Source organism: Schlesneria sp., from assembly GCF_036405755.1.
Taxonomy (GTDB): Bacteria; Planctomycetota; Planctomycetia; order Planctomycetales; family Planctomycetaceae; genus Schlesneria; species Schlesneria sphaerica.
Map to the genome: position 1 here is coordinate 1 of NZ_DASWWZ010000587.1, position 20,746 is coordinate 20,746.

General features: G+C 54.6%; 13 protein-coding genes and 1 pseudogene. 4 read left to right on the plus strand and 10 right to left on the minus strand.

What is annotated here, in order from left to right; genetic code table 11:
- A pseudogene (locus tag VGE80_RS19425) lies at window positions 1–359 on the minus strand (hypothetical protein); the annotation flags it as partial.
- On the opposite strand from VGE80_RS19425, the gene VGE80_RS19430 reads away from it, so the two are divergent.
- Complete coding sequence (locus VGE80_RS19430) at window positions 358–1,383, plus strand: FAD:protein FMN transferase (protein ID WP_440593810.1); 1,026 nt, start codon at window positions 358–360, stop codon at window positions 1,381–1,383. The pseudogene VGE80_RS19425 and the gene VGE80_RS19430 sit on opposite strands and share 2 nt — an antisense overlap.
- 10 nt (window positions 1,384–1,393) lie before the next feature.
- Here the strand turns inward: VGE80_RS19430 and guaA are convergent, their stop codons facing one another.
- The 6 genes from guaA to VGE80_RS19460 all read right to left on the minus strand — a co-directional run bounded on the left by guaA (window position 1,394) and on the right by VGE80_RS19460 (window position 9,959).
- Window positions 1,394–2,971 (minus strand): glutamine-hydrolyzing GMP synthase, encoded by a 1,578-nt coding sequence (guaA, locus tag VGE80_RS19435; RefSeq protein WP_440593811.1) that lies wholly within the window; start codon window positions 2,969–2,971, stop codon window positions 1,394–1,396.
- Window positions 2,972–3,080: 109 nt separating this feature from the next.
- Window positions 3,081–3,581 carry an ExbD/TolR family protein gene (locus tag VGE80_RS19440; RefSeq protein ID WP_397569375.1) on the minus strand — a complete coding sequence of 167 codons (501 nt, stop codon included), beginning with the start codon at window positions 3,579–3,581 and terminating at the stop codon, window positions 3,081–3,083.
- A 1-nt stretch (window position 3,582) separates the two neighbouring features.
- Window positions 3,583–4,059, minus strand: a complete 477-nt coding sequence (locus tag VGE80_RS19445; RefSeq protein ID WP_373652932.1) for an ExbD/TolR family protein — start codon at window positions 4,057–4,059, stop codon at window positions 3,583–3,585.
- Between the two features lie 146 nt (window positions 4,060–4,205).
- Window positions 4,206–5,102 (minus strand): MotA/TolQ/ExbB proton channel family protein, encoded by an 897-nt coding sequence (locus tag VGE80_RS19450; RefSeq protein ID WP_440593812.1) that lies wholly within the window; start codon window positions 5,100–5,102, stop codon window positions 4,206–4,208.
- Between the two features lie 210 nt (window positions 5,103–5,312).
- Window positions 5,313–6,371: a tetratricopeptide repeat protein gene (locus VGE80_RS19455; protein WP_397569373.1), complete on the minus strand. Its 1,059-nt coding sequence runs from the start codon at window positions 6,369–6,371 to the stop codon at window positions 5,313–5,315.
- A 39-nt stretch (window positions 6,372–6,410) separates the two neighbouring features.
- Window positions 6,411–9,959, minus strand: coding sequence for a tetratricopeptide repeat protein (locus VGE80_RS19460; RefSeq protein ID WP_440593813.1), 3,549 nt, complete (start codon window positions 9,957–9,959; stop codon window positions 6,411–6,413).
- Between the two features lie 283 nt (window positions 9,960–10,242).
- Here VGE80_RS19460 and VGE80_RS19465 point away from each other — a divergent pair, with 283 nt between their 5' ends.
- Both VGE80_RS19465 and VGE80_RS19470 read left to right on the plus strand, forming a co-directional pair.
- The gene (locus tag VGE80_RS19465) at window positions 10,243–13,446 is read left to right on the plus strand and encodes a hypothetical protein (protein WP_440593814.1); all 3,204 of its coding nucleotides are present in this window, start codon (window positions 10,243–10,245) and stop codon (window positions 13,444–13,446) included.
- Between the two features lie 323 nt (window positions 13,447–13,769).
- A complete protein-coding gene (locus tag VGE80_RS19470; protein ID WP_440593815.1) occupies window positions 13,770–14,294 on the plus strand; it encodes an REP-associated tyrosine transposase in 525 nt (174 codons plus the stop codon).
- Between the two features lie 213 nt (window positions 14,295–14,507).
- On the opposite strand, the gene VGE80_RS19475 is transcribed toward VGE80_RS19470, so the two are convergent.
- Complete coding sequence (locus tag VGE80_RS19475; RefSeq protein ID WP_440593816.1) at window positions 14,508–15,011, minus strand: hypothetical protein; 504 nt, start codon at window positions 15,009–15,011, stop codon at window positions 14,508–14,510.
- 121 nt (window positions 15,012–15,132) lie between these two features.
- Window positions 15,133–18,876: a PIN domain-containing protein gene (locus VGE80_RS19480; protein ID WP_440593817.1), complete on the minus strand. Its 3,744-nt coding sequence runs from the start codon at window positions 18,874–18,876 to the stop codon at window positions 15,133–15,135.
- Between the two features lie 1,165 nt (window positions 18,877–20,041).
- On the opposite strand from VGE80_RS19480, the gene VGE80_RS19485 reads away from it, so the two are divergent.
- On the plus strand, window positions 20,042–20,419 hold the full coding sequence (locus VGE80_RS19485; protein ID WP_440593818.1) for a type II toxin-antitoxin system ParD family antitoxin: 378 nt from the start codon (window positions 20,042–20,044) through the stop codon (window positions 20,417–20,419).
- 30 nt (window positions 20,420–20,449) lie between these two features.
- On the opposite strand, the gene VGE80_RS19490 is transcribed toward VGE80_RS19485, so the two are convergent.
- Window positions 20,450–20,746, minus strand: a 297-nt coding sequence (locus tag VGE80_RS19490; RefSeq protein WP_440593819.1) for a hypothetical protein, incomplete at its 5' end; no start/stop codon positions are given.

Genomic DNA, 20,746 nt, shown 5'->3' on the forward strand with positions numbered 1-20,746 from the left:
TCGTTACGACCCTCGTCGCCCTCGGGGCTGCCCATCAGGAACTCGCCACCGGGGATGGGGACCATCTTGAAATTGACTTCGGTATTGCGGATCGTCTGGGTATATTCCTTCATATCCGCTTCGGTTTTGGCATCGCCCGGGTCATCCTGCCCGAACAGAATACCGAACGTCGCCAGCAGGCTGACAGAGAAGACAATGGCCTGCTTGACGCACCGCGAAGGATTGAAGTTGTCGATCGAAGATCGACGCACACCAACGGACGAACATGGCCCCTCATTCGTCTGGCGCTGCGAGGGATTGTTTTGAAGAATCCCGCCCACGTGACTGGCTGAATTCATGATTGAAGAAATAGACAACATGGCAACTCAAATCTGGAAACTATTCGGAACGGTGATCGTGAGCGTGGTCTGCTCTTTCGCTCTCGCACCGCTTCAGGCGGACGAGAAGTACTCTTTTGCAGAACCACATCTGGGTACGATTGTTGAGATCACACTATATGCTGCCGACGAAAACGGAGCAAACCAAGCCGCTCAAGCCGCATTCCGGCGAGTCAAAGACCTTGATCATATTTTCAGTGACTACAAACCTGACAGTGAAGTCATGAGACTTTGCGCACGGGCTGGCGAGGACGAAGCCGTCGCTGTCAGCCCTGAGCTGTTTCACCTGCTGAAACGGTCGATCGAGATTTCGAACCAGACCAATGGTGCCTTTGATGTCACGATTGGTCCCCTTGTTCAGTTGTGGCGACAGTCTCGAAAACGCAAGGTCCTCCCCACCCAGGACGAAATTCAGCAAGCCCGATCATCGGTCGGATGGAAGTTCCTCGTTCTGGACGACGCCCAGCAGACGGTGAAACTGACAAAGCGAGGAATGCGGCTTGATTTTGGGGGTATCGCCAAAGGATACGTTGCCCAGGAAATGAGCCGCATCTTGCGTGAGCAGGGCTTCGACCAGAGCCTGGTCGCGGTCGCCGGCGACATCGTGGCGGGAAATCCTCCCCCCGGCACCACAGGCTGGAAAGTCGGTGTAGCACCCTTGGATCGCCCCAATGGAGCCGTCAGCCGACTGCTCTCGCTGCGGGACTGTGCCGTGTCAACCTCGGGCGATGCCTTCCAGTTCGTGGAAATCGCGGGCGTCCGCTACTCGCACATCGTCGATCCGCAGACCGGACTTGGGCTGACCTACCGCAGCAGCGTTACCGTCGTGGCTCCAGAGGGAGCGATTGCAGATTCACTGGCAACAGCCATTTGCATTCTGGGACCGGAACGAGGCCTGCCGCTGCTTGACCTGCACGATCAAACGGCGGCTCTCATTGTTCACGCCTCAAGCGATGGACCTCAGGTGGTCGAGTCGAAGTCGTTCGCCACGTTTGATGCCCGATAGCCGACGGGAATTATTCCCATTCAATCGTGCTGGGCGGCTTGGAACTGATGTCGTAAACGACTCGATTCACACCCCGGACTTCGTTAATGATTCGAGTCGAGATCCGCTGCAGCACGTCGTAGGGCAGGGGATACCAGTCCGCCGTCATGAAGTCATCGGTCGAAACGGCACGGACCGCAATCACTTCTTCATAAGTTCTGCCGTCCCCCATGACGCCGACCGACTGAACGGGCAGTAGAACGGCGAAGGCCTGCTGGATCTGTCGATAAAGACTGGCCAGACGCAGTTCTTCCATGACGATGGCGTCCGCTTCGCGAAGCTTTGCCAGTCGCGGTGCCGTCAATTCTCCCAGGCATCGGACACCGAGGCCCGGGCCGGGGAAGGGATGCCGCCAGACGAGTTCGTCGGTCAGGCCGAGTTCCAGCCCCATCCGGCGAACCTCGTCCTTGAACAGATCTCGCAATGGCTCAATCAGTTCAAATCCAAGTTGCTCGGGCAGCCCTCCCACGTTGTGGTGGGCCTTGATCGTGGCAGCGGGGCCATCGATGTCGGCGCCGGATTCGATGACGTCTGGATACAATGTTCCCTGCGCCAGGAAGTGCGCGTCAGGGATTGATTCGGCTTCTTTCCGGAAGACTTCGATGAACACGCGGCCGATGATTTTTCGCTTTTCCTGAGGGTCAGTCACCCCGGCAAGTTCACTCAGAAAGCGATCTTTCGCATCAACCACATGCAGATCTGTCTTGAAGTGGTTCTGAAACCGGTCACGCACCTTGTCGGCTTCGCCCTTACGCAACAGACCGTTGTCCACGAAAATACAAGACAGCTGGTCTCCAATCGCCTTGTAAAGAATGGCCGCCACGACGGACGAATCGACGCCGCCGGACAGACCGCAGATCACTCGCTTGTTACCTACTCGTGTGCGAATCGCGAGAACTTCCCGGTCGATCAGTGAGCTGATTTTCCAGGTTCCTCGGCAGCCACAGACACCTTTGACGAAGTTCGACAGCAACTGGCCGCCGTACTCGGTGTGCGTCACTTCGGGGTGAAACTGCAATCCGTAAACCGTCTTCTGCCGATGCTTTACTGCGGCATAAGCACAGGAGGAAGTGTCCATCAGCGGAAGGAAGTGTGCATCGACATCTTCAACGTGATCACCGTGGCTCATCCAGACGGTGCTGAGTTCCGGCAGCCCGGCCATGAGCGTGTCAGACCTCAAAACACGACATTCCGTCCGCCCAAACTCACGTTTGGAACCGGGTGACACTTTGCCTCCCAGGTGCTGACTGGCCAGATGCAAACCATAGCAGATCCCCAGGACCGGAATTCCCAGGTCGAACAGGGCTGGATCCACTTTCGGCGCATTCGGCTCGTAAACACTGGCAGGGCCCCCCGACAGAATCAGCCCCTTTGGATTCAGTTCGCGAATCCGGCTGACAGGTAAGTCGTGTCGAACCAGTTGACAGAAAACGTGCTGATCCCGAATCCGGCGAGCAATCAGTTGCGCCGTCTGTCCGCCAAAATCGAGGACAAGGATCAGTTCTTCCTGGGTCGAATTGGAGTCGTGAGAATCAGCCGCAGAAGTCATTGAGAAAAGCCATTTGAGTGAAACGACGCTCCCCTGAGTCGGTTCAGGGGGAAGGGGCAATTGTATCGTCGTGGGCGCCAGTGGCAAATCGAACGCCCCTGATCAGATGTCAGGCCTTCGGTTTGTGGGGCGGCGCGAACTTGATTTTTTCCACGTACCGCGTCACCTGTTTCGACGCAGGATCATAGCGACCGGTGCATTTTGAGATCGCTTTCACGACGTATTTGTACTGCGTTTCGTAGTCCGCATCGATCTCCACTTCCACATCTTTCGTCAGTGGATTCCCCGGACGACCGATAATCTGCAGGATCTCCCGGTTCAGCCGATCGAAAGCGGCGTCGTCATTCCCCAGATTCTTCGACCCCAGCACCAGTTGGGTCAGATTCCCGCTGCGATCGGAGACCAGACTGACTTTGATATCAGGCAGGTTCTGTTCACTCGCAGCGGCCTGTGGAGCCGCGATCGGCATGTTGATATTGAAATTCCCCTCAGGTGCGACAATTTTCAGGTTCAACATGAAAAAAATCAGCAACTGAAAGACGATGTCGATCATCGGCGCCATGGGGATTTCGACTTTCGTCGGTCCGCTCGAGCGATTTCGCAATTTCATCTCAAACGTCCTCCGCAGTGGCACGCAGCGAGAATTTCGTGAAGCCCGCTTCCTGGCATTTTTTGATCAGTTCCTGAACCAGACCAGCGGGAACCTCGGAATCGGCACGAATCAGGACCGTCACGTCTTTGATCACTTCCTTGCCATGAATCAGTTCCATGACTCGGCGTTCCTGTTCCAGATCGGGACCGATGTTACGAACTTCTACAAATCGTTCATTGTAGAAAACTTCAGGGACCGATTTGGCCACTTCTCCCGAGGGAAGCCGCTGAAATCCGAAATTGAGAACGAGTTCATGCTCGGGTTTGACGACCGGCGGCTTGGCGAGCATGTCTTTCGGGAGCTTGACCCGTTCGTCCGCCTTCGTGTTCTCAAAATTGATCGCGATCATGAAGAATGTGAGCAACTGAAACACGATGTCGATCATCGGCGTCATATCGGGTTCCGTAAAACCCATCTCGACTTTACGCATCTTCATAACATCGCTCCGACTTCCCTGAATGGATGACGCCCTCGTTGTTGAGGCGGGCGAATGCCGGGGGATCGCCCCGCTGGATTTTCAGCCCACACTCAACTTACGAACCTAGGCGCTCACCGCAACGAACGCGCGAATTCTCGAATCAACTACTCGTTTCGAGGAACCGACGGAGCTGCCGCAGGGGCTGCTCCACCTGCACGACTCGCCGCAGCAGGAGCCGTTGTTTTCCCTGCGTTCTGGAAGTTTTTCATCAGATTTTCTGCCACGAATCCACATTCCATCAGGAATCGGGCCAAACGGTTCTTATAGAGCGAATAGAAAATGATCGCGGGGATTGCGACGGTCAGCCCTTCCAGAGTCGTGAACAAGGCGGTGGCAATCCCGTCCGCCAGTTCGGACGGTTTGGGCGAGGTCGCGGAATTGGCGATCACCTGGAAGCTCATGACCATCCCTTGCACGGTGCCCAGCAGCCCCAGCATGGGTGCGATCGAGCCAATCAGCGCGAGGTACCCAATCTTGTGTTCCATCGCCATCGTTTCGTCTTCGGCGACCTGCTGCATCTGCTCGACAGCTTCGTCATAACCACGGGTCAGACGCCCCATCCCCTCGGCCATGATCCGCCCGATAAAGGAATCACTGGACTTCGCCGTTTCGTAAGCCCCCTGATAGTCCTTGGACTGCAATCGCTGTTCGAACTCTTCGATAAAGGCCGTGGGCAGGTAGTTATCCCGGCGAAGCTGAAGGGCAATCATCATGATGATGGCGACCATCGCGAACGAGACCAGCATGATCAGAAAGCCGAAGATCCCCGAAGCGCGGATCATCCACATCAGGAATGTTTGCTGAGGCTTCTTCGGTTCCGCAGCTTTCGCGTCCCCACCGGACCGGTCATCGACTGACACCACTTTCTCGTCATCCTGGGCAAAGGAGGTCGAAGTCTGTTGAGCGAAAGACAGTCCTCCCACCAGCAAGGCGAGAACCAAACACCACAAGCGGCTGCGAACGACCGTCTGGTTCATTTCAATCCCCTTCACTTGTTTCATTCCTTTTTCTTGGCAGGCGTCTTGTGGCCCGATGACTTGTTCGAGATGTGCGGAGCGATTCTAAGTTCCCGGTCCCCATGTTGCCAGAGGGACCCACTGTATGTCTGTTTTTCTCTTTGTTCACTCAATCCTGCAATCAGGGCCCCAATTCCACGCTGGAGTCGCCCCTCAGAGCGAACGAGTGATCCCCCGAATTGCTCTTCCCATCGCTTATTGTCCCGCGAGCTTTTTTCGCCACTCACTGTTGGGATACATCTGCACCAGTTTTCCCGCCGCTTCCGCACTGCGATCCGGATGCTGGACAAGTTTCCAGAGAATACTCATCTGGTACAGCGATTCGGCATGGTAGGCGGTTTCTCGCGGGAACAGGATATCGACGTGCAGGTAGGCGAGGGCTGCTTCCTTGGTTCGGCCCAGCCCCTGATAGGCATGCCCCTGCAGGGTATAGGCTTCTGCCTGCACGGTCGAATCGTCGGCAGGGCCTTTCTCTGTCACTTCATCCAGAATCTTCAGGGCCTCTTCAAACTTCGACTGTTCGATCAGACCTCGAGACAGCCCCAGCATCGCTTCATACTTCCGTGACGCATCGGCCGGCGAATCACCTGCCGCATCGGCCACGGCTTGAAATGCCTTGATCGCCTCGTCGGGTTTTCCTTCCGCCATCAGAGCCCGTGCCTCCACGATCCGGGCGGCGAGTTTCACGTCATCCCAGGGGGCCTGCGTCAGCTTTTCCAGATTCGTGCGGACCGCATCGAAATCTTTTGCGGCAAGATAAAGCTGACTGAGCAGCATCTGCGATTCATAAAATCGCACGTGGTCAGGAAATGCTTTCTGTGCCGCCAGAATCTTCTGGATTGCCTGTTCTCGTTGATCAGGATCGCTCAATGCCTGCTTCGCCGCGACACGTGCCAGAACGTATTCCAGTTCCCCCTTCAGAAATTCGCTGGGAGACTTGATGTCGGACTTCGCCTTCATGAGCCGTTGAGTCGCGGATTCGTAGCGCCCCCCCAATTCGTCGCTGTAACCCAGCTTCAGGTCTCCGCCCCCTCCTTCCCATTCGATGGCGGCGATGTTGTTGGCGGCGACGATCTCAGGATCTCCCTGATTCTTCTTCAGCGTCAACTCTGTCTTTGTCATGGCAGAGATGGTCCCGTTGACCCGCTTGCCGTCGTTCTTTTTGGTGATGATGTCAATCGCACAGAGCGGGCTCGCCGCCAGACAAACGACGGTGCCTGCGATCAAAAGCAATGCCGGAATTTTGAGAGTCATTCGATGTCCTTGTGACTTGCTCGATTGTCTTAGATTGTCTTATTCGTCTTTGCGAGGTTCCGTCGGCCTTGGTCGTGGCTTGGGGGAAGGGGGTGCGCCTGACTCGGTCCTGGACTGAGTCCGCGTCGTTCCTTTGGCAGGAGCTTGAGCAGTCGGGGCCGCCCCCGGTGCTGTCGCCGTCCCCTTCGGGACTGGATTCCTGGGTCGAACCTTGCCCGGGACAGGGGCCGCAAACGCAGCGGGGGGCCCTGAATCCACGGAAACCCCAGTAAAGGAAACAGGGACGTCCTTGCGGCCAAACGATTTTGGTTTCTTTGCCTTACCCTTGCCGCTGAACAAAACCCAGCCAATCAGTCCGATCCCGGCCACCACACAACCAAGGAAAATGACCCAGGTTGTCGTGTCGATGGACTTGGAAGCCTCTGCCGTGCCTGCCGTTCCCTGACCCGTCGCTGCGGTTGCGTCAGCCTCCTTTTTCGGCTCACTGGCGGCCTCTGCGGATTTCGTCGGCCGCGACGTTTCCAGTGGAATCTCTTCATTTCTTGGGAGATCGACGACTGGTTGCCCGGATTCCTTGAGCACTTCGCGGTAGAGCTCATTGAGCTTCGCACGTTTTTCTTCCGGAAGGACCTTCATAATCGACGAGGTCCCGACGAGTTCCATCGCACAGGCATCCAGCGCTTTCTGCTTCTCTTTCGGGGCGAGTTCCATGCCATAGCGGAACCGGCAGAGGGAGACGGCGTAACGCGCATCCAGAAAATGATCCACCAGATCCGGACGATCTGCGAAATTCTTCTGCTGCTGAATCCTGCGCGCGATACCGCCCCAACCCCAGACACCCAGATTGGGCTCCCCGTTGATCGCAATGGCGAACTTGCTTTTGTCCCCCGATGATCCCCAGTCCTGATAGACGGAGGCTCCTTCAATCTGTGTTCTCAGGTCATTCCCACGGACTTTCAGAATGTCGCCCAGTAGCTGCTGAGCTCCTGAAAAATCCTTCTTCAGCCGGTTACAACGGACCAGCCGCACCTTGACGTTCAGCAGTTGGTCGGGTGTCGCGAAACCGGGATCCACTGCCGCACGCGTCAGGATTCCGTTGAACGCGGAAGCAGCCCGGTCATAGTAGCTGGCTGTCTTGGATCCATCCGTCGAAATTTCACCCAGGGCAAAGTAGGTCTCGCCGATCCAGCTGAGCGAACCGAGCGTCTGCCCCTCCTGCTTCTTGTACATGTCATCGAGGAACGTCTCAAACGCCTCCATCAGCTTATTGAAACGCTCGGTCTCTCCATTGGCCTGGAAGCGTTCCAGTTCTGACTTCAGCATTCGCCCAAGTCCAACATACAGATCGGTCAGATCGGAACTGGGGTCACCTGCCGCGATCGCCTCCAGCGTTCTCATTGCGGCACGCGCATCATCAATTCTGTCCGGCCCCAGGCCGATGTAGGCCCGCAGCAGCAGTGTGTAAACACTCTTGGCAACACTGCGGCTTTGAATTCCCTTTTCAGGTCGCTGCGACTCGTCAGGCACCGTGATCGCCTTAACGATCGACTGCGGATCGTCCTGCAGCAGCGCAATCGACTCAGCCTCTTTTCCCTGGCTGAGCAGAATTTCGGCCAGATAAATCTTGGCACTGACAAGTTCCTGGGGCAGGGGGCCTTCTTTCGGCAACGTCGCCGTCAGCTTCTGAATCCCCGTTCGCAGAAATTGTTCGGCAGACGCTTTCCATTCCCCCTGCTTTTCAGGAGTCGGACGCTCTTCAGTTGCCATCCGCGCCGCCGATCCATAGGCAATCCAGTAGGCTTGTCCCGCAGCAAGTTGCGCTTCGGGATATTTCGGATCGCTTTCTGGAACCTTGCTGAACCATTCGGCCGCGTCCACCGGCTTTTTCGCCGAAGAGTACATCCGCCCGAGGATCAACCGGGCTTCATTGGCTTTATCACTTTCCGGCCAGCGCTGAGCGATCAGATTTGCGGCTTTGATAATCATCCGCATTTCGTCCTGCTTGGAATCAGGCTCGGCCTTATTGTCGTTGTACGCCTGAACGAACGCCGCCATGGCCATGTAGGCCGCGTCCAGCGCCACACTCCCTTCTTCATCGCTGGTCGTCCGGGCGACGAACTGGGCCAGCACCGCCGCTTCGTAGTTCCTGCGGAGATAGAAGTTCGTGTAGGCCAGCAGCAGCCTTGCCGTGGCCACGTCCTTCACGTTGTCCCGCTTATTCATCAGCCGCATGGCCAGATCGAAGTTCTGAGCCGCATCATTCAGTTCGTTCGTCCAGTCCTGTCTCAGCCGAGTGATCTCCTCGGCCGGTTTCTGGTTCTTGATCGCGGCATCCAGTTCTTTTTTGATCTCTTGCGACGAGTTGAAGTTCTGTCGTCCCAGACCGTAGGCGGATTCAAAGTCATCCGGCTTCCGCTCACGCCCCCCCAGATTGACCTGGGTCCGCTGCATCATCGACAGCGAGACATCTTTGTACTCGCCCGGATATTTATTGATCTGCTGAGCGACCGTGCGAGCCTGTCGCCAGAACCGTTCCTGATCCGCTTTTGGCAGATTGCGATTATTCCCCAGTGCCTCGTAAGCACGAGCCTGTTCCCACTGAATCCCCAGTCCGACCGGTGTCTTGGAGTCGTCACCGCTCTTCTTCAACCATTCCTCAGCCAGATCCACGACAAGCTGATAATCGTTACGCAGATACAGACAGATCAGTTTGAATTGCAGGACCTGAGCCTTCAGACTTTGCAGCGGCCCATCGTCGCCGGGATGATCTAGCAGTTCATTGTAGATACCAAGCGCTTTCTGCAGGTCCCCTTGTTCTTCAAAGGCTTTCCCCTGCCAGGCCCGCGCATGCAGTCCGCCAATCTGGCTGCGGTAACGCTGGTGCATCTTTTCAAACTCGTCCGCCGCCTGACTGAGCAACTGTTTGAACTCAGGCGCCGTCGGGTCATAAGTCTGAGCTTCCAGATAAGTACATTTGGCCAGACTCAGCGTTTCCAGAATCAGGTTTCGTTCAATCCGGGACCGCTCTGCATACTGAGCCGGTTCTTTCTGGGCATCGATATACGTGGGAAACTTCTTGAACGCCGCATCATGCTGATCAAAAGCCAGCTTTAGAACGTCTCGTGCTTTCTGGACCAGTTCACGGCCCCGCCGCTGGAATTCGGATTTGCTTCCCTGATTCGCCGGTGCCTTGGACTGAAAGATTTCGACGCCTGCTTTCTGCAACAGCATCTGCGCCCGTTCGGCATTGGCATCGCCACTCGAGGGGTGATCAGGGTTTTCCCGGATAAACTGATCCAGGTAAGCCAGCGCCTGATCAAGTTGCTCGAACTGCTTCTCGGCACTGCGCAGGGTCTTGGCATATTCCCTCAGCGTGATCGCCTTCTCGTAGGGGATCAACTTCTGAATTTCGGCCGGGACGGAAGGACGCTGAGCCAACTGGTCCAGATAAAGCAGTGCATAGTCGAAATAATTTCGGTTACGCAGCCCCTGCAAAAATTCGAGGTACGGTTCTTCAGCGGTCAGCCGTGGCGAGAAAACAGCCAACAGCACAAACCACAGTGCACATATCCGCAACCGGCATTTCATCGGTTGATCCTCAAGATTCAATGGAAACTGTCATCAGCGAAGGGATGCGACAGACTGGCAATCATATTTCCAACTGCTCACGTTATCAGTATCGGATGGTTCGCATGATTCGGCAAGTAACGTCACCGCATCACTCGCATGACCTGAGAAGGATTCTTGTCGTACAATCACTCGATCTCCCGACGGGTGAGAATTCCCGCCCCATCGCGTCAGCCCTGTGCGCGAGCGAAGGGACCCACAATGACGTCCAAAGCATTCACAGAATCGAACGAGGAGCATCAAGATGGTACGTGGCTGGTTCGGGAGTGCATCGTCGTTCCTCACCCTGGTCTTCCTCGCGGGCGCATGTCTGGGCGGGGCCCCCGCCAGATGCCAGGGTGACGAAGTCACTGCGCAACCGGGTGACGGAGTCACCAATCGTCCGGGTGACGAAGTCACGAAAACTTCCGGCGAGGAACTCGACTACCACGTCACCGATCCCGACCTCAAGGTCGTACGGCTTGATACCTCACCCGATGACTCATTCCTCTCTGTCCGCACCGATTCCACCGGCCGCATCTTCGTAGGAGGCCGCAAAAATCTGTTCGCTTATGATCTCGATGCCGAGGGTCGCTACAAACCTCGAGTCCTGCTGTACGAATTCCCCGATCATACCTGGCTGAACGATATCGAAGTTCGCGGCGACGACCTGTACGTCGTCACTGTCAGCGCCGTCTATCGGATCCCGGGAGGACGAGTGAACCGGTCAGGACTGAAACCCGAGCGGCTGCTCTGGGGTGTCCCCAACGGACATGTCCACCAATGCCTGCATGCCTGTGCGTGGGGCCCAGACGGGGATCTTTACGTCTCAATGGGCGATCCTCTCTGGTACTACGGCGATTTCACTCGCCCCGATCACTGGGGTCACTGGACCATGTTCTTCCGCCGATCCCCCACAGACGGAACTGCAGCTAAAGCGGCCTCTCGAACCCTCAACCCGTCGCAGACTCCTGCAGCCGAAGCAAGCGGAACTCACGACACCGAATTCCATCAGAAGTGGGATTCCATGCCCTATAACGGTGTGGGAGCCATCTTCCGCATCCGCCCCGACGGCACACACCTCCAGTCATTCGCGCGAGGCCTGCGAAACCCCTGCGGTCTCTGCTTCGACAAAGACGGCAATCTGTTCACGAACGACAACGATCATGAAGGGATCCCGTCTCAGTTCGCTCCCGGACGACTGATGCACGTCACCCCCGATTCGTACTGGAGCTGGCCGCGGGGCTGGATGCAGAGCAAAACGCCAGACCGCGCTGACATTCTCCCCATGGTCAACAACGAGATGGGGAGGGCGGTTCCGGTCCTGCAGACCTACTACGCCGATGGATATCTCCCCGACAAATACCATCACAGCCTGCTCGTCGCGCGCTGGTGTCGCCGGACCGTCTCCTATTTCCCGCTCGAACAACAGGGCGAAACATTCACCGCCACCGAAAAAATCCTGCTCGAAGGTCGCGATCAGGCGCGGCCTGTCGGCGTCTGCGTCGGTCGCGGGGGACGTGTCTTCGTCACACTCTGTTACATGGCGCAGAACGAAGGGTCCCCCACCTATCGCAGCGATCTTGCTGTGATCACCCGAAAAGACGACCCAGTGAATATGCCCTTCGATCCGTATGACACGACGAGTGCTTCTGAGGAAAAACTGCTCGCCGAACTCAACAACCCGGCTCACTGGCGATCCTCCACCGCCCGGCAGGAATTGTTACGCCGAAAGGTTGTCATCCCGCCATCCAACCGGATCACTGAGAGATCACCAGCAAAGAAATCCGCGAACTCGCTCGCTTCGCTCCTCAGCCCCCGCGCCGATCAGCAATCCGCCGATGAAAAAACCAGCAGGGAGGGGGAGGAACTGCTGACATCGATCGAACGTGAGCCGCACGCCTACCTGCAGCGTCGACGTGAGGGAAAGTACCACCACTTCACATCGGCGACGGACCTGAACGCCGTCGATGCCGTCCCGAATCAGGCCGACCCGCTCGCTCTGGCCCGGTTCCCCCTGCCGAATCTGACTGCCGAACTGTGCCACACCCCCGAAACCGTCTTACGAATGGCGGGCGTGCTGACAGCCGGGTTCCGGTTAACGATCCCCCCGGTCGATGCGCAACTCTCACCCGCAGCGCCGCTCGCTCCGCAGCAGAAAGAGGAAGCCAATATCATCCTGTACGCCGATGAGCAGGCACCGATCGATCTGCGAACCCTCGGCCGAGTCGGGAACTACACCACGGCCGAACACTGGAACGCTCTGCCGCACACGTCGGAACAGGAACGACTCTTCGCACTGCTGGTGGAACGCCTGCACGATGACAATGACCGGATCCGGCTTCAGGCCGCCCACTTTCTTTCCCTGCTGAATGATCCTCGCAGTGAACCGCAGATCGCCCGCGTCGTCAGTGGAGTACAGGATCGCCGGCTCGACGTGGCCAAACTGGAACACGTGAAGCCCGAGATCTGGACACTCGGCCCAATCCCCGATGCGAACGGTTTTCAAAAGACCGTCCATCCCGTGGAAACCACCGCGATCGACCTCAGCAGCCCGCTCTCAATTGCGGGCAAAGAGTACGAATGGAAGAAGACGAAGCCGACAAGCCCTGATCGCCCGCTGTATGACTTCAACCTGCTGTTCGGTCCCTCACCCAATTCGTCTGTCTACAGCCTGTTCCGGTTTGAAGGCCCCACCGCTCAGCGGATGCAGTTGCTGGTGGGAAGCGAAGATGGTGTCAAAGTCTGGCAGAACGGCAAACTGGTCCACGAGAACGACATCGTCCGGCCCCTGATCCAACTGGACGACGTCGTACCGCTCGACCTGCAACCCGGCAGCAACGACATCCTCGTCCGCGTCGGGATGAAGCAAGGGATCGGCGGCCAGTACCTGCATTTCCGCCACCTGGGTGACGTCCGCTTCTCACTTCCCGAAAAGCCGGACGGCCTGTCGCTGGCCGAGCGACTGAAGTCACAAACCGAAGGAGGGACCCAGGCCGCTCTCGACCCCAAGTTCATCCAATACGACTGGGCCGAGGAGATCAAGCAGGGTGACCCCATCCGAGGTCGCAAGCTGTTTGGTGCCGAATCGCTCGGCTGCGTCAAATGCCACGCCGTGACGGCATCGCAGGCAGGAGGAGGGGGCCCGAGTCTCGCGGACGCAGGAAAACGCTTCACCTTACCCTACCTGGTCGAATCCGTGCTCGTCCCCAGTAAGGTCATCTCCCCCGTCTTCCGCTCAACGGTGATCACGACCCACGAAGGAAAGGTCATCACCGGCCTGGTCGTCTCCGAAACCGGCGAAAAGCTCGAACTCCTGCTACCCGACACCAAACGCATCACGGTCGAAAAAACACAAATCGACGAACGCCAGTTCGGCGAAGCCTCAGCCATGCCCCTCGGCCTGGTAAAAACCCCCGAAGAACTCCGCGACGTCCTGGTCTATCTGCTGAGCAACCCAACGGATTAAAGGGTGCTCACGATGGCAAACATCGACGACCATACAAAACGCCATGCAACAGTAAAGCGATTATTGCGGCGTGAATGACCCGGACCGCCGACGTCCCCGTCGGCAAGAGAGTACGTGGATCTGCCAAGTCGACTCGAAAGAAGAATGGCCAGTCGATGAGCAAAAGCGAGGACACGAGAAATCAGAACAGGGCCGACGAGGACGTCGGCGGGCCAAGGGGTTGGTATTCGCGGGGATATGTCCCTCATTGTGATGGATACGGATTGCTGCAGAGCATCACCTTCCGGTTGGCAGACAGTTTGCCGAAACAGACTCTGATTCAAATGCAGCGGGAACTCTCCCGGATTCCAAAAGAACGGCAAAATCCAGAGAAACGGAGGCGGATTGAGTTTTGGCTCGATCAAGGGCTGGGATGTTGTGCATTGCGACATCCAACTGTCGCTGAGAAAGTTCAAGAATCATTACTGCATTTTCATGGTGTCCGCTATCAGCTCGTCGCTTGGTGCATCATGCCGAATCATGTCCATGTGCTGGCAAATTGCCGTGATCAGCTTGCGAAAATTGTTCAAGGATGGAAATCGTTTACTTCGAGATGGGTTCTCGCCAGGAATGAGGAACTTGGATTGAGTATCCCAGACAAAAAACAGTTCTGGATGCGCGAGTATTGGGATCGGTACATCCGCGATGAAGAACATTTGTTGGCAGTGACTGCCTACATCCACAACAATCCTGTCAAGGCTGGTCTTTGTGAGCAAATGTCGGATTGGCGTTGGTCGAGTGCAAACCCGGATTCTCAGAGAATAATTTGTGCCGACGGGGACGTCGGCGGTCCGGGAGCCGATGCATGAGCGATCTGATCATTTACACCAGCGAAGACGGCCAAGCCAGGCTGGAACTCCGCGTCATAGACGGACCCCATCAGGTTGACGCAACGGGAGATTGCAAAACTGTTTCAACCGACGAAGCAGAACGTCAATCTGCACGCCAAATCATTTAGAAAGAAGGGAGCTTGCCCCACATTCAGGTCGAATTCCCGCAGTCCCAATCGAACAAATGTCAGTTTATGACGAATAAACATGGGGATAATATTGCAACAAATCAAGACCTAAGGCCATTCCATTTTCATGATGGGAATATGCCTCCTGAACATAAGGGCGAGTGATGCAATCATCATAGAGATTCAAAAGTTGCTTAACATCTGAATCCTTCTTTGGAGGGTCTACTATCGGAAACAGGAACGTGTAACAAAGTGAAAATCGTTCCTCATCACGCATTCCTCTCTCGATCGTTGTCTTCACCCACTCCCAGACCAGCGACATCATTTCAGTGTCGTTGTCGCGAGACAAAAAGTAATAAACACCTGCGAGCCATGTATATGCCTGAGTCGAATAGTCTACTTCATCTGCGTTTAAGTATGAGTCAACCACACTAAGGAAGTGTTGCATTTGTGACGCTGATCGTTCCTCTGGAGTAGCATGCGTAATAGCTTGAATAATAGGATTGGCGGCTTGCTCGGCTGCTTCGTATACATGCGTTTCATAAACAGACGACAATCGATCGGCCATTATGTTTCTTCCTAACCGCATTGATCTTAACCCACTACTCACGTCAAGTAATTGAACCGCCCCCCCCCTTTTTCCCGGCCTGCACTCTCAATCACGGCTCGCTATCGGAGAGGCGTATACTCTAGTCCATGAAGCGAAACTTGCCACTCAACCATCGTGTAAACTCCTGCCGAACAAAGCTCGCAGTGGGAAGATCGACTCCAAAAATGGAGTATGCATGACGTGAGATCATTTCCACCAATTCAATATTGCCCAAATCTTGAAGCAGCGTATGGATGACTATGCCTTGCTTGAACTCGTTGCAGCTACTGCGACGCAGGCACCTCAAGAAATCAATTACGGAGTGTGCCTTGTGAAGGAATCCCCCAGAAAATTGGGAAATGAGCGCAATTGAATCTCGGAATGGCCACTCGCTGACATTCCAGTCGGTGTAACTGCCAGCGGCGATTATCGTTTCAGCTGACCAGATCACATTTGTGTAATTCCACGCTGCAAGTTTCGCTGTGACGATATTAAACTCATTCCTCGAGATTGCATCCGTATTCGCAAAACAGCGAAACGCGAGTTGTGACCAAATACTTGTCACTCCAAATACTGATCCAACAAACCCAACAGTCACGTCGTCGGTCCACAATGCAGCATTGTGGCTCTTTGCAACTCCTGCCGCCTCAAGATTGTGTCTACCAACCACGTCACTGTAGAGCTTGCGTTTCTCGGGCAATAATTCGGCAGGAGCCATCGATGATGCCAGCATACAACGACAATCGACTTCTTGCCGAATTGTTCGCAGTTCCTCGCAAAGCTGTTCTCTCTGTTCGAGGCTTTTCTCAAGAAACACCAACTGGTTGTCTTCACCGAGGACTAGGACGCCCGATTCTTTCAACGCTCCCGTTGACGATTCGTGAATCCACGAATCTAACAATTCGCTTGTAAGCTGTGAGATTAGGTAGTGTTTATTTGGATCAAGTGATTTCCAACCATCAAGCATTGAAATAGTGATGATTGCTGAAATACTGAGGACAATCGTGTCTGAGTGAATACCTTCCGCTGCTGAACTCTCAAATGCTTGAGGAGTGGTGTTGCAACAATACACTCGCCGATCAGGGTATGAAACAAGCGCTTTGATTGCGTCAAGTTCAGTAGCCCCAACTGACTGTGCAAAAATAAAAAGTGAACAAGGCTGAGAGCAGTAAATCTGAATACAGTTCTCAACGTGCCCCCGACGTTCTTTCAAGCTTTCCACGATCGTGGAAGGATCAAATTTCTCCGCATCTCCGACATGAACCTTCTGTAGCAGAGAAGTTTCAGGGAAGCGTCGTTGAAAATTCTGAAACGTATCTTGGAACGCGCGGACGTACTTTGTTTGGATTTCGCGAATTGTGGCTTTCTCGGGGCGAACGAAAGTCGTCGGAAGCTCTACCGCTTCTCCAACTTGACGGCCAGCAATGCTTTGGACTATTCCGCTTGACAAAGCGAATTCACCCTTACTCGGCGCAGGTTGCTCATTCTCGACGGTGATCCAATATGTGTCATGATCGTCAAATTCCAACAGCACCGCACAATCAACTTGGACAGTCGAGGGCGGGGCTTGCAAAGATGTTCTGTCACCGTACTTGAGAAAGAAGACACAATAACTACCTTGGGATTGTTCGTCGTCACAATTCGAACGCCGATGACGATAGAGAAATTGCAGTGCTTGGTCGAACTTTCCCATCGCGACAAAGGGCAGTAACACGTCTGGTAGCTCGGGCGATGAAATATCCCGAGGTTCTGGAAGTGACGCCGAATCAAGGACCACCTTGTCGAATTGCCTGAGACGAACCGCCAATGAGTTCCTGACGGCGACGAAGTACCCAGAACTGGAACTCTGCGTAATGAATGTTTCAGCAAGTTCCAGTGCATCTCGCGGGGCATAGTGGCTAAGAAGTTGTACTTCGAGCTTTCGTAGTCGATCATCAGCCACACCAGATTCTCGAAGTTCTCGGCACAGTCGCAACAACAGATCGTGGCGTTCTAATTGCTGGGCACATGAAATTAACTGTTCCATGTTTTCGTCGAGAACACCAGGAGTCGTAAGCTGTTCGAATAAGGGAAGTGCGTTCGCGTGATCATTGAGCTTCACAAGGATCATTGCGAGGAGGCGCAGTTCTTGTGGCTGCGCCGTTTGAATACTGGCATTCAACGCCTTCGCAGCCTCGTCCATTGCGGCGACTTGGTCTTGTTCCGTCCATCGAATCCACGCCAGCATCGTATGCGCATGAAAGGGATGTGACTTTTGAAAAGCCTCGGGAACTAACGATACTGCGAGATCGAATTGCCTAAGATCCATCGCCCATTGGATGCTATGAAATCTGCATTCGACCGCACGGTCCCAAGTCTCCGCAGCAAGGAGTAACATTTCGTCAATGTGAGCACGTTTCAGTTCCGAATCGCCAAAATGGGTCTCTGTAAGCAAAAAGAGAAATTGCCCCTCTTGGGTAGTCCGGTCCAAAAAATTCAGAAGCTCACGTGCGGAGGAATAGCTTTCTTCATGAAGGTAAAACCCGACAGCCCTTGCCACCCAAAAAGATTTGTTCGCTGCATATTTGATTGCGTCTCGGTGATCAGCCTCCGCCCCCTTCGTGTCTCGCAAAAGGGTCCTTACACTAGCACGGTTAGAGAAAATCTCTGGAAGCAGATGTGTATATCGCTGTGAAACTGCCAGAGATTCGGCGGCGGCATAATGTTCCAAAGCGATGTTCAATCCCTCAGTACGCCGGGTGATGTCGCCGTGAACCGCTCCACTGTGTCTTGACATTGCCGCCGCGAGCTGCGCGTGAGGTGAATCGGAGCTGAGGGATAAAGATTTTATGGCTGCTGCATACGATTTTTCGTATTCACCGAAGCTTAGGTACTTGAGCGCAAGCGACAAATTAATACTTTCATCGGTGTCGATGAACGAAGCGAAGATATGCCGATGTTGTTCGATTTGCGATGGGACTGACGTACTGTCAATGAGACGCAGAACCATTACTGGCGTCGTGAGACCTTCTGCGATGTACCTAGCAGCATTCTCGTAAGCTCGTTGCAGATTGTTCGCAAGTATGTAACCCAGTACTTGATTCTGCTTTGCTTGGTTCAGATCGGGTGAAACAGCATATGCCTGCAAAAACAGTGCGCTAGCCAAATCGAATTCAGCCGATTCAAGATGGAATAGTGCGTGCAGTCTCAGGAGCTTATAGCGTACGTCTGATGACAAGGAGCACGCCGTTTCGATTGATGGCAGTTTACCTAGTTCATGTCGCGCGACTTCGAGTTTACGATCGTTTATTAGTTGTTCTATCGTTCTATATGGCTCATCCGAATCCAACTCTTGATTCGGACAATTTGTTACGAGCTGTGTGGCTCTCGTTTGATTGATGGCATCAGAAACAGCAACGATTGTCTCGCCGTACATGATCATCTGAGCACGAGCGAGGCCAAACTCGCTTGCGAACTGACATAACTCCTCCCAAAAGTGTATTTCGACGAGGAACTTTCTGTCGCTGCGCTGGTTTAAGGCGACTACTGTATCCTGGGCGGAACCGGATTTCTTGGCGGTTGTCGCAATTACATATCGTTCGATCGGAAAATGTGATTTTTCGGCTTTTGCGACTTCCGCTCTGATTTCTGACGGACGGATGTTCTTAGAGGGTTCGTGATGTTTGCACTGGACTGCACGGATTGGTCTCAGGCAAAATGGGTCGCAAATATCGACACCATCCTGAGTTTCGCCACGCTTTGCGTAGAGCTGAAGCCCCTCATTGCTCCAGACTTTCCGGTAGAGTCGAAGGCAAAGCTGCTCGAATCCAAGCTCGTTGTCTGGTTGTTCAAAGCGCCATCCCATTTGCGTCCGATCCGAAAACATCCGTGCTGACCAACACTTACAGGTCACCACTTTTTTTGCAGAAATTCGTTTGGCTGACCTCCTGAAGTAGATTCGAGCGGTACCCAGGTTGTCAATCGACCGCCACTGGATTACTCAGGGTCGTATCTTTGTTGGAGCTGAAGAACTTAGTCGAATTCAATACATCTTACCTCGACGGTTCCAAATCCTTGAGACGTCGGTAGAACACAGTCTAGGGACGTAGCGAAAAGGGTAAGTCCAATTTCAGAAGTTTGGCTATGTTCCAACACCTTCTTGGAACGACTGGGCGCGTCGAACGCAGAACTGGAGTCATCTCCTTTTTCGTCTCCATTCACAGAAACGGGGGACGAAGTCATCCGGATGGCAGCTTTGATATCCACCAATCGTACATCGGGTTGCCTCGTCGAATACGAAACGTCGTAACCCGTTCGATTACGGGAACGTCTGAGCAATGTCACGTCCGCAGGGTTTGTGTTTTTCACCCGGCGCTCAATGATTTCAGGAGTGGTGAGGAGGGCGATTCCCGCGTCGGATCCTAAGCGGATGGCGTTAAGGTCATCCGTCGCCACATTCCATTCTCGCCTTGGAATTTTCTACTCCCGCCAAGAGACTCGGGCAGGCGATTTCGAGCTTAGTTCCATCATTGGTTGACTCGATGGAAATGGGCCGCCAAACGCAGTATCGATGAAGATTAAGGGGGCAAACAGGATTCGAACCGCAAACTCCACGGTCAACAGCGGGCCTGTTGGGATCACCACGACGAAGAAATAGCCCTCACTTGCATATTGTTGAGCGTACAGACAACTGGCCCTGGACCAGACCAAGTAGAGATTAACGTACAGCGTCGTCGCGAGAACGAGTCGTATGATGGTTTTATTCGTTTGGTCAGATTGAGACATCATGGTCATTAACCCACTTCCATCCGACGACCGATCTTGCGCAGAAGAGGGAATCAGTCCCATTCCAAACGTATCGGGCATGTTTCAGTGCCGTCAAGGATGTCTAAGCGGCACGATGAACAGATCATTGGACTCATCCATTTTTCCTTCTACCAAAGAGGCGTGGACTGGCAAATGAAAATCGATGACGCCTGAGTCCAACTGGGTCTGTTGACCCTCGTTCTTCGCTGTGGCAAAGCCCTCAGGTGCTTTCTGGAAAAATTGGCGAAAATTGCCTACGAGGCTATCCTGAGCAGAAGTACGCAGATCGAGGGGAATGCCATGCCGACCCGAAACATCAATTTGCCCAGCATTCTGACCAGTTCGTGGAAAAGCAGGTGGACGCCGGACGGTACAGGAATGCCAGCGAAGTGCTCAGGGCCGGTCTGCGACTCGTGGAGCAGCAGACGCAGATCGAAGACCAGAAACTGGAGGCCCTGAGAAAACTTGCCGCCGAGGGATTTCGTGAACTCGATCAGGGCCAGGGGTCGACCTTAACCAGCGAAAGTAGTGTCCGAAGCGCGATTGCAATAATCAGTCGCCGGTCAGCGGAGGCGAGTAATTACCCGCAGGCCGGCGGGTAGATGAGTTAGAGATGTCGGCGACGACTTTCGTCACTCGATCTCTTCCTGCTCGAAATAGTTGGCCAATCCCTGTTCCAGTGTCGCCATTGCTTCGGCCAGCGTCTCTGCCTTGTCATCTTCGAAGACGACGCCGCCATCGTCGATGGCTCGAACTGTGAACCCATAGCTTTCCTGATCGCCGATCTCAATATGGCCGCAACCCTGGACCCAATTGGCGATCGCGGGAAACAGGTTCTCGACTATTGCCTGCTGCTTGCTCGGTCTGACCATCTCTGACCGGCGAGCCTCCCGTATCCGCTCCAGCTCTCGTTGGAAAGCGGTTTTCGC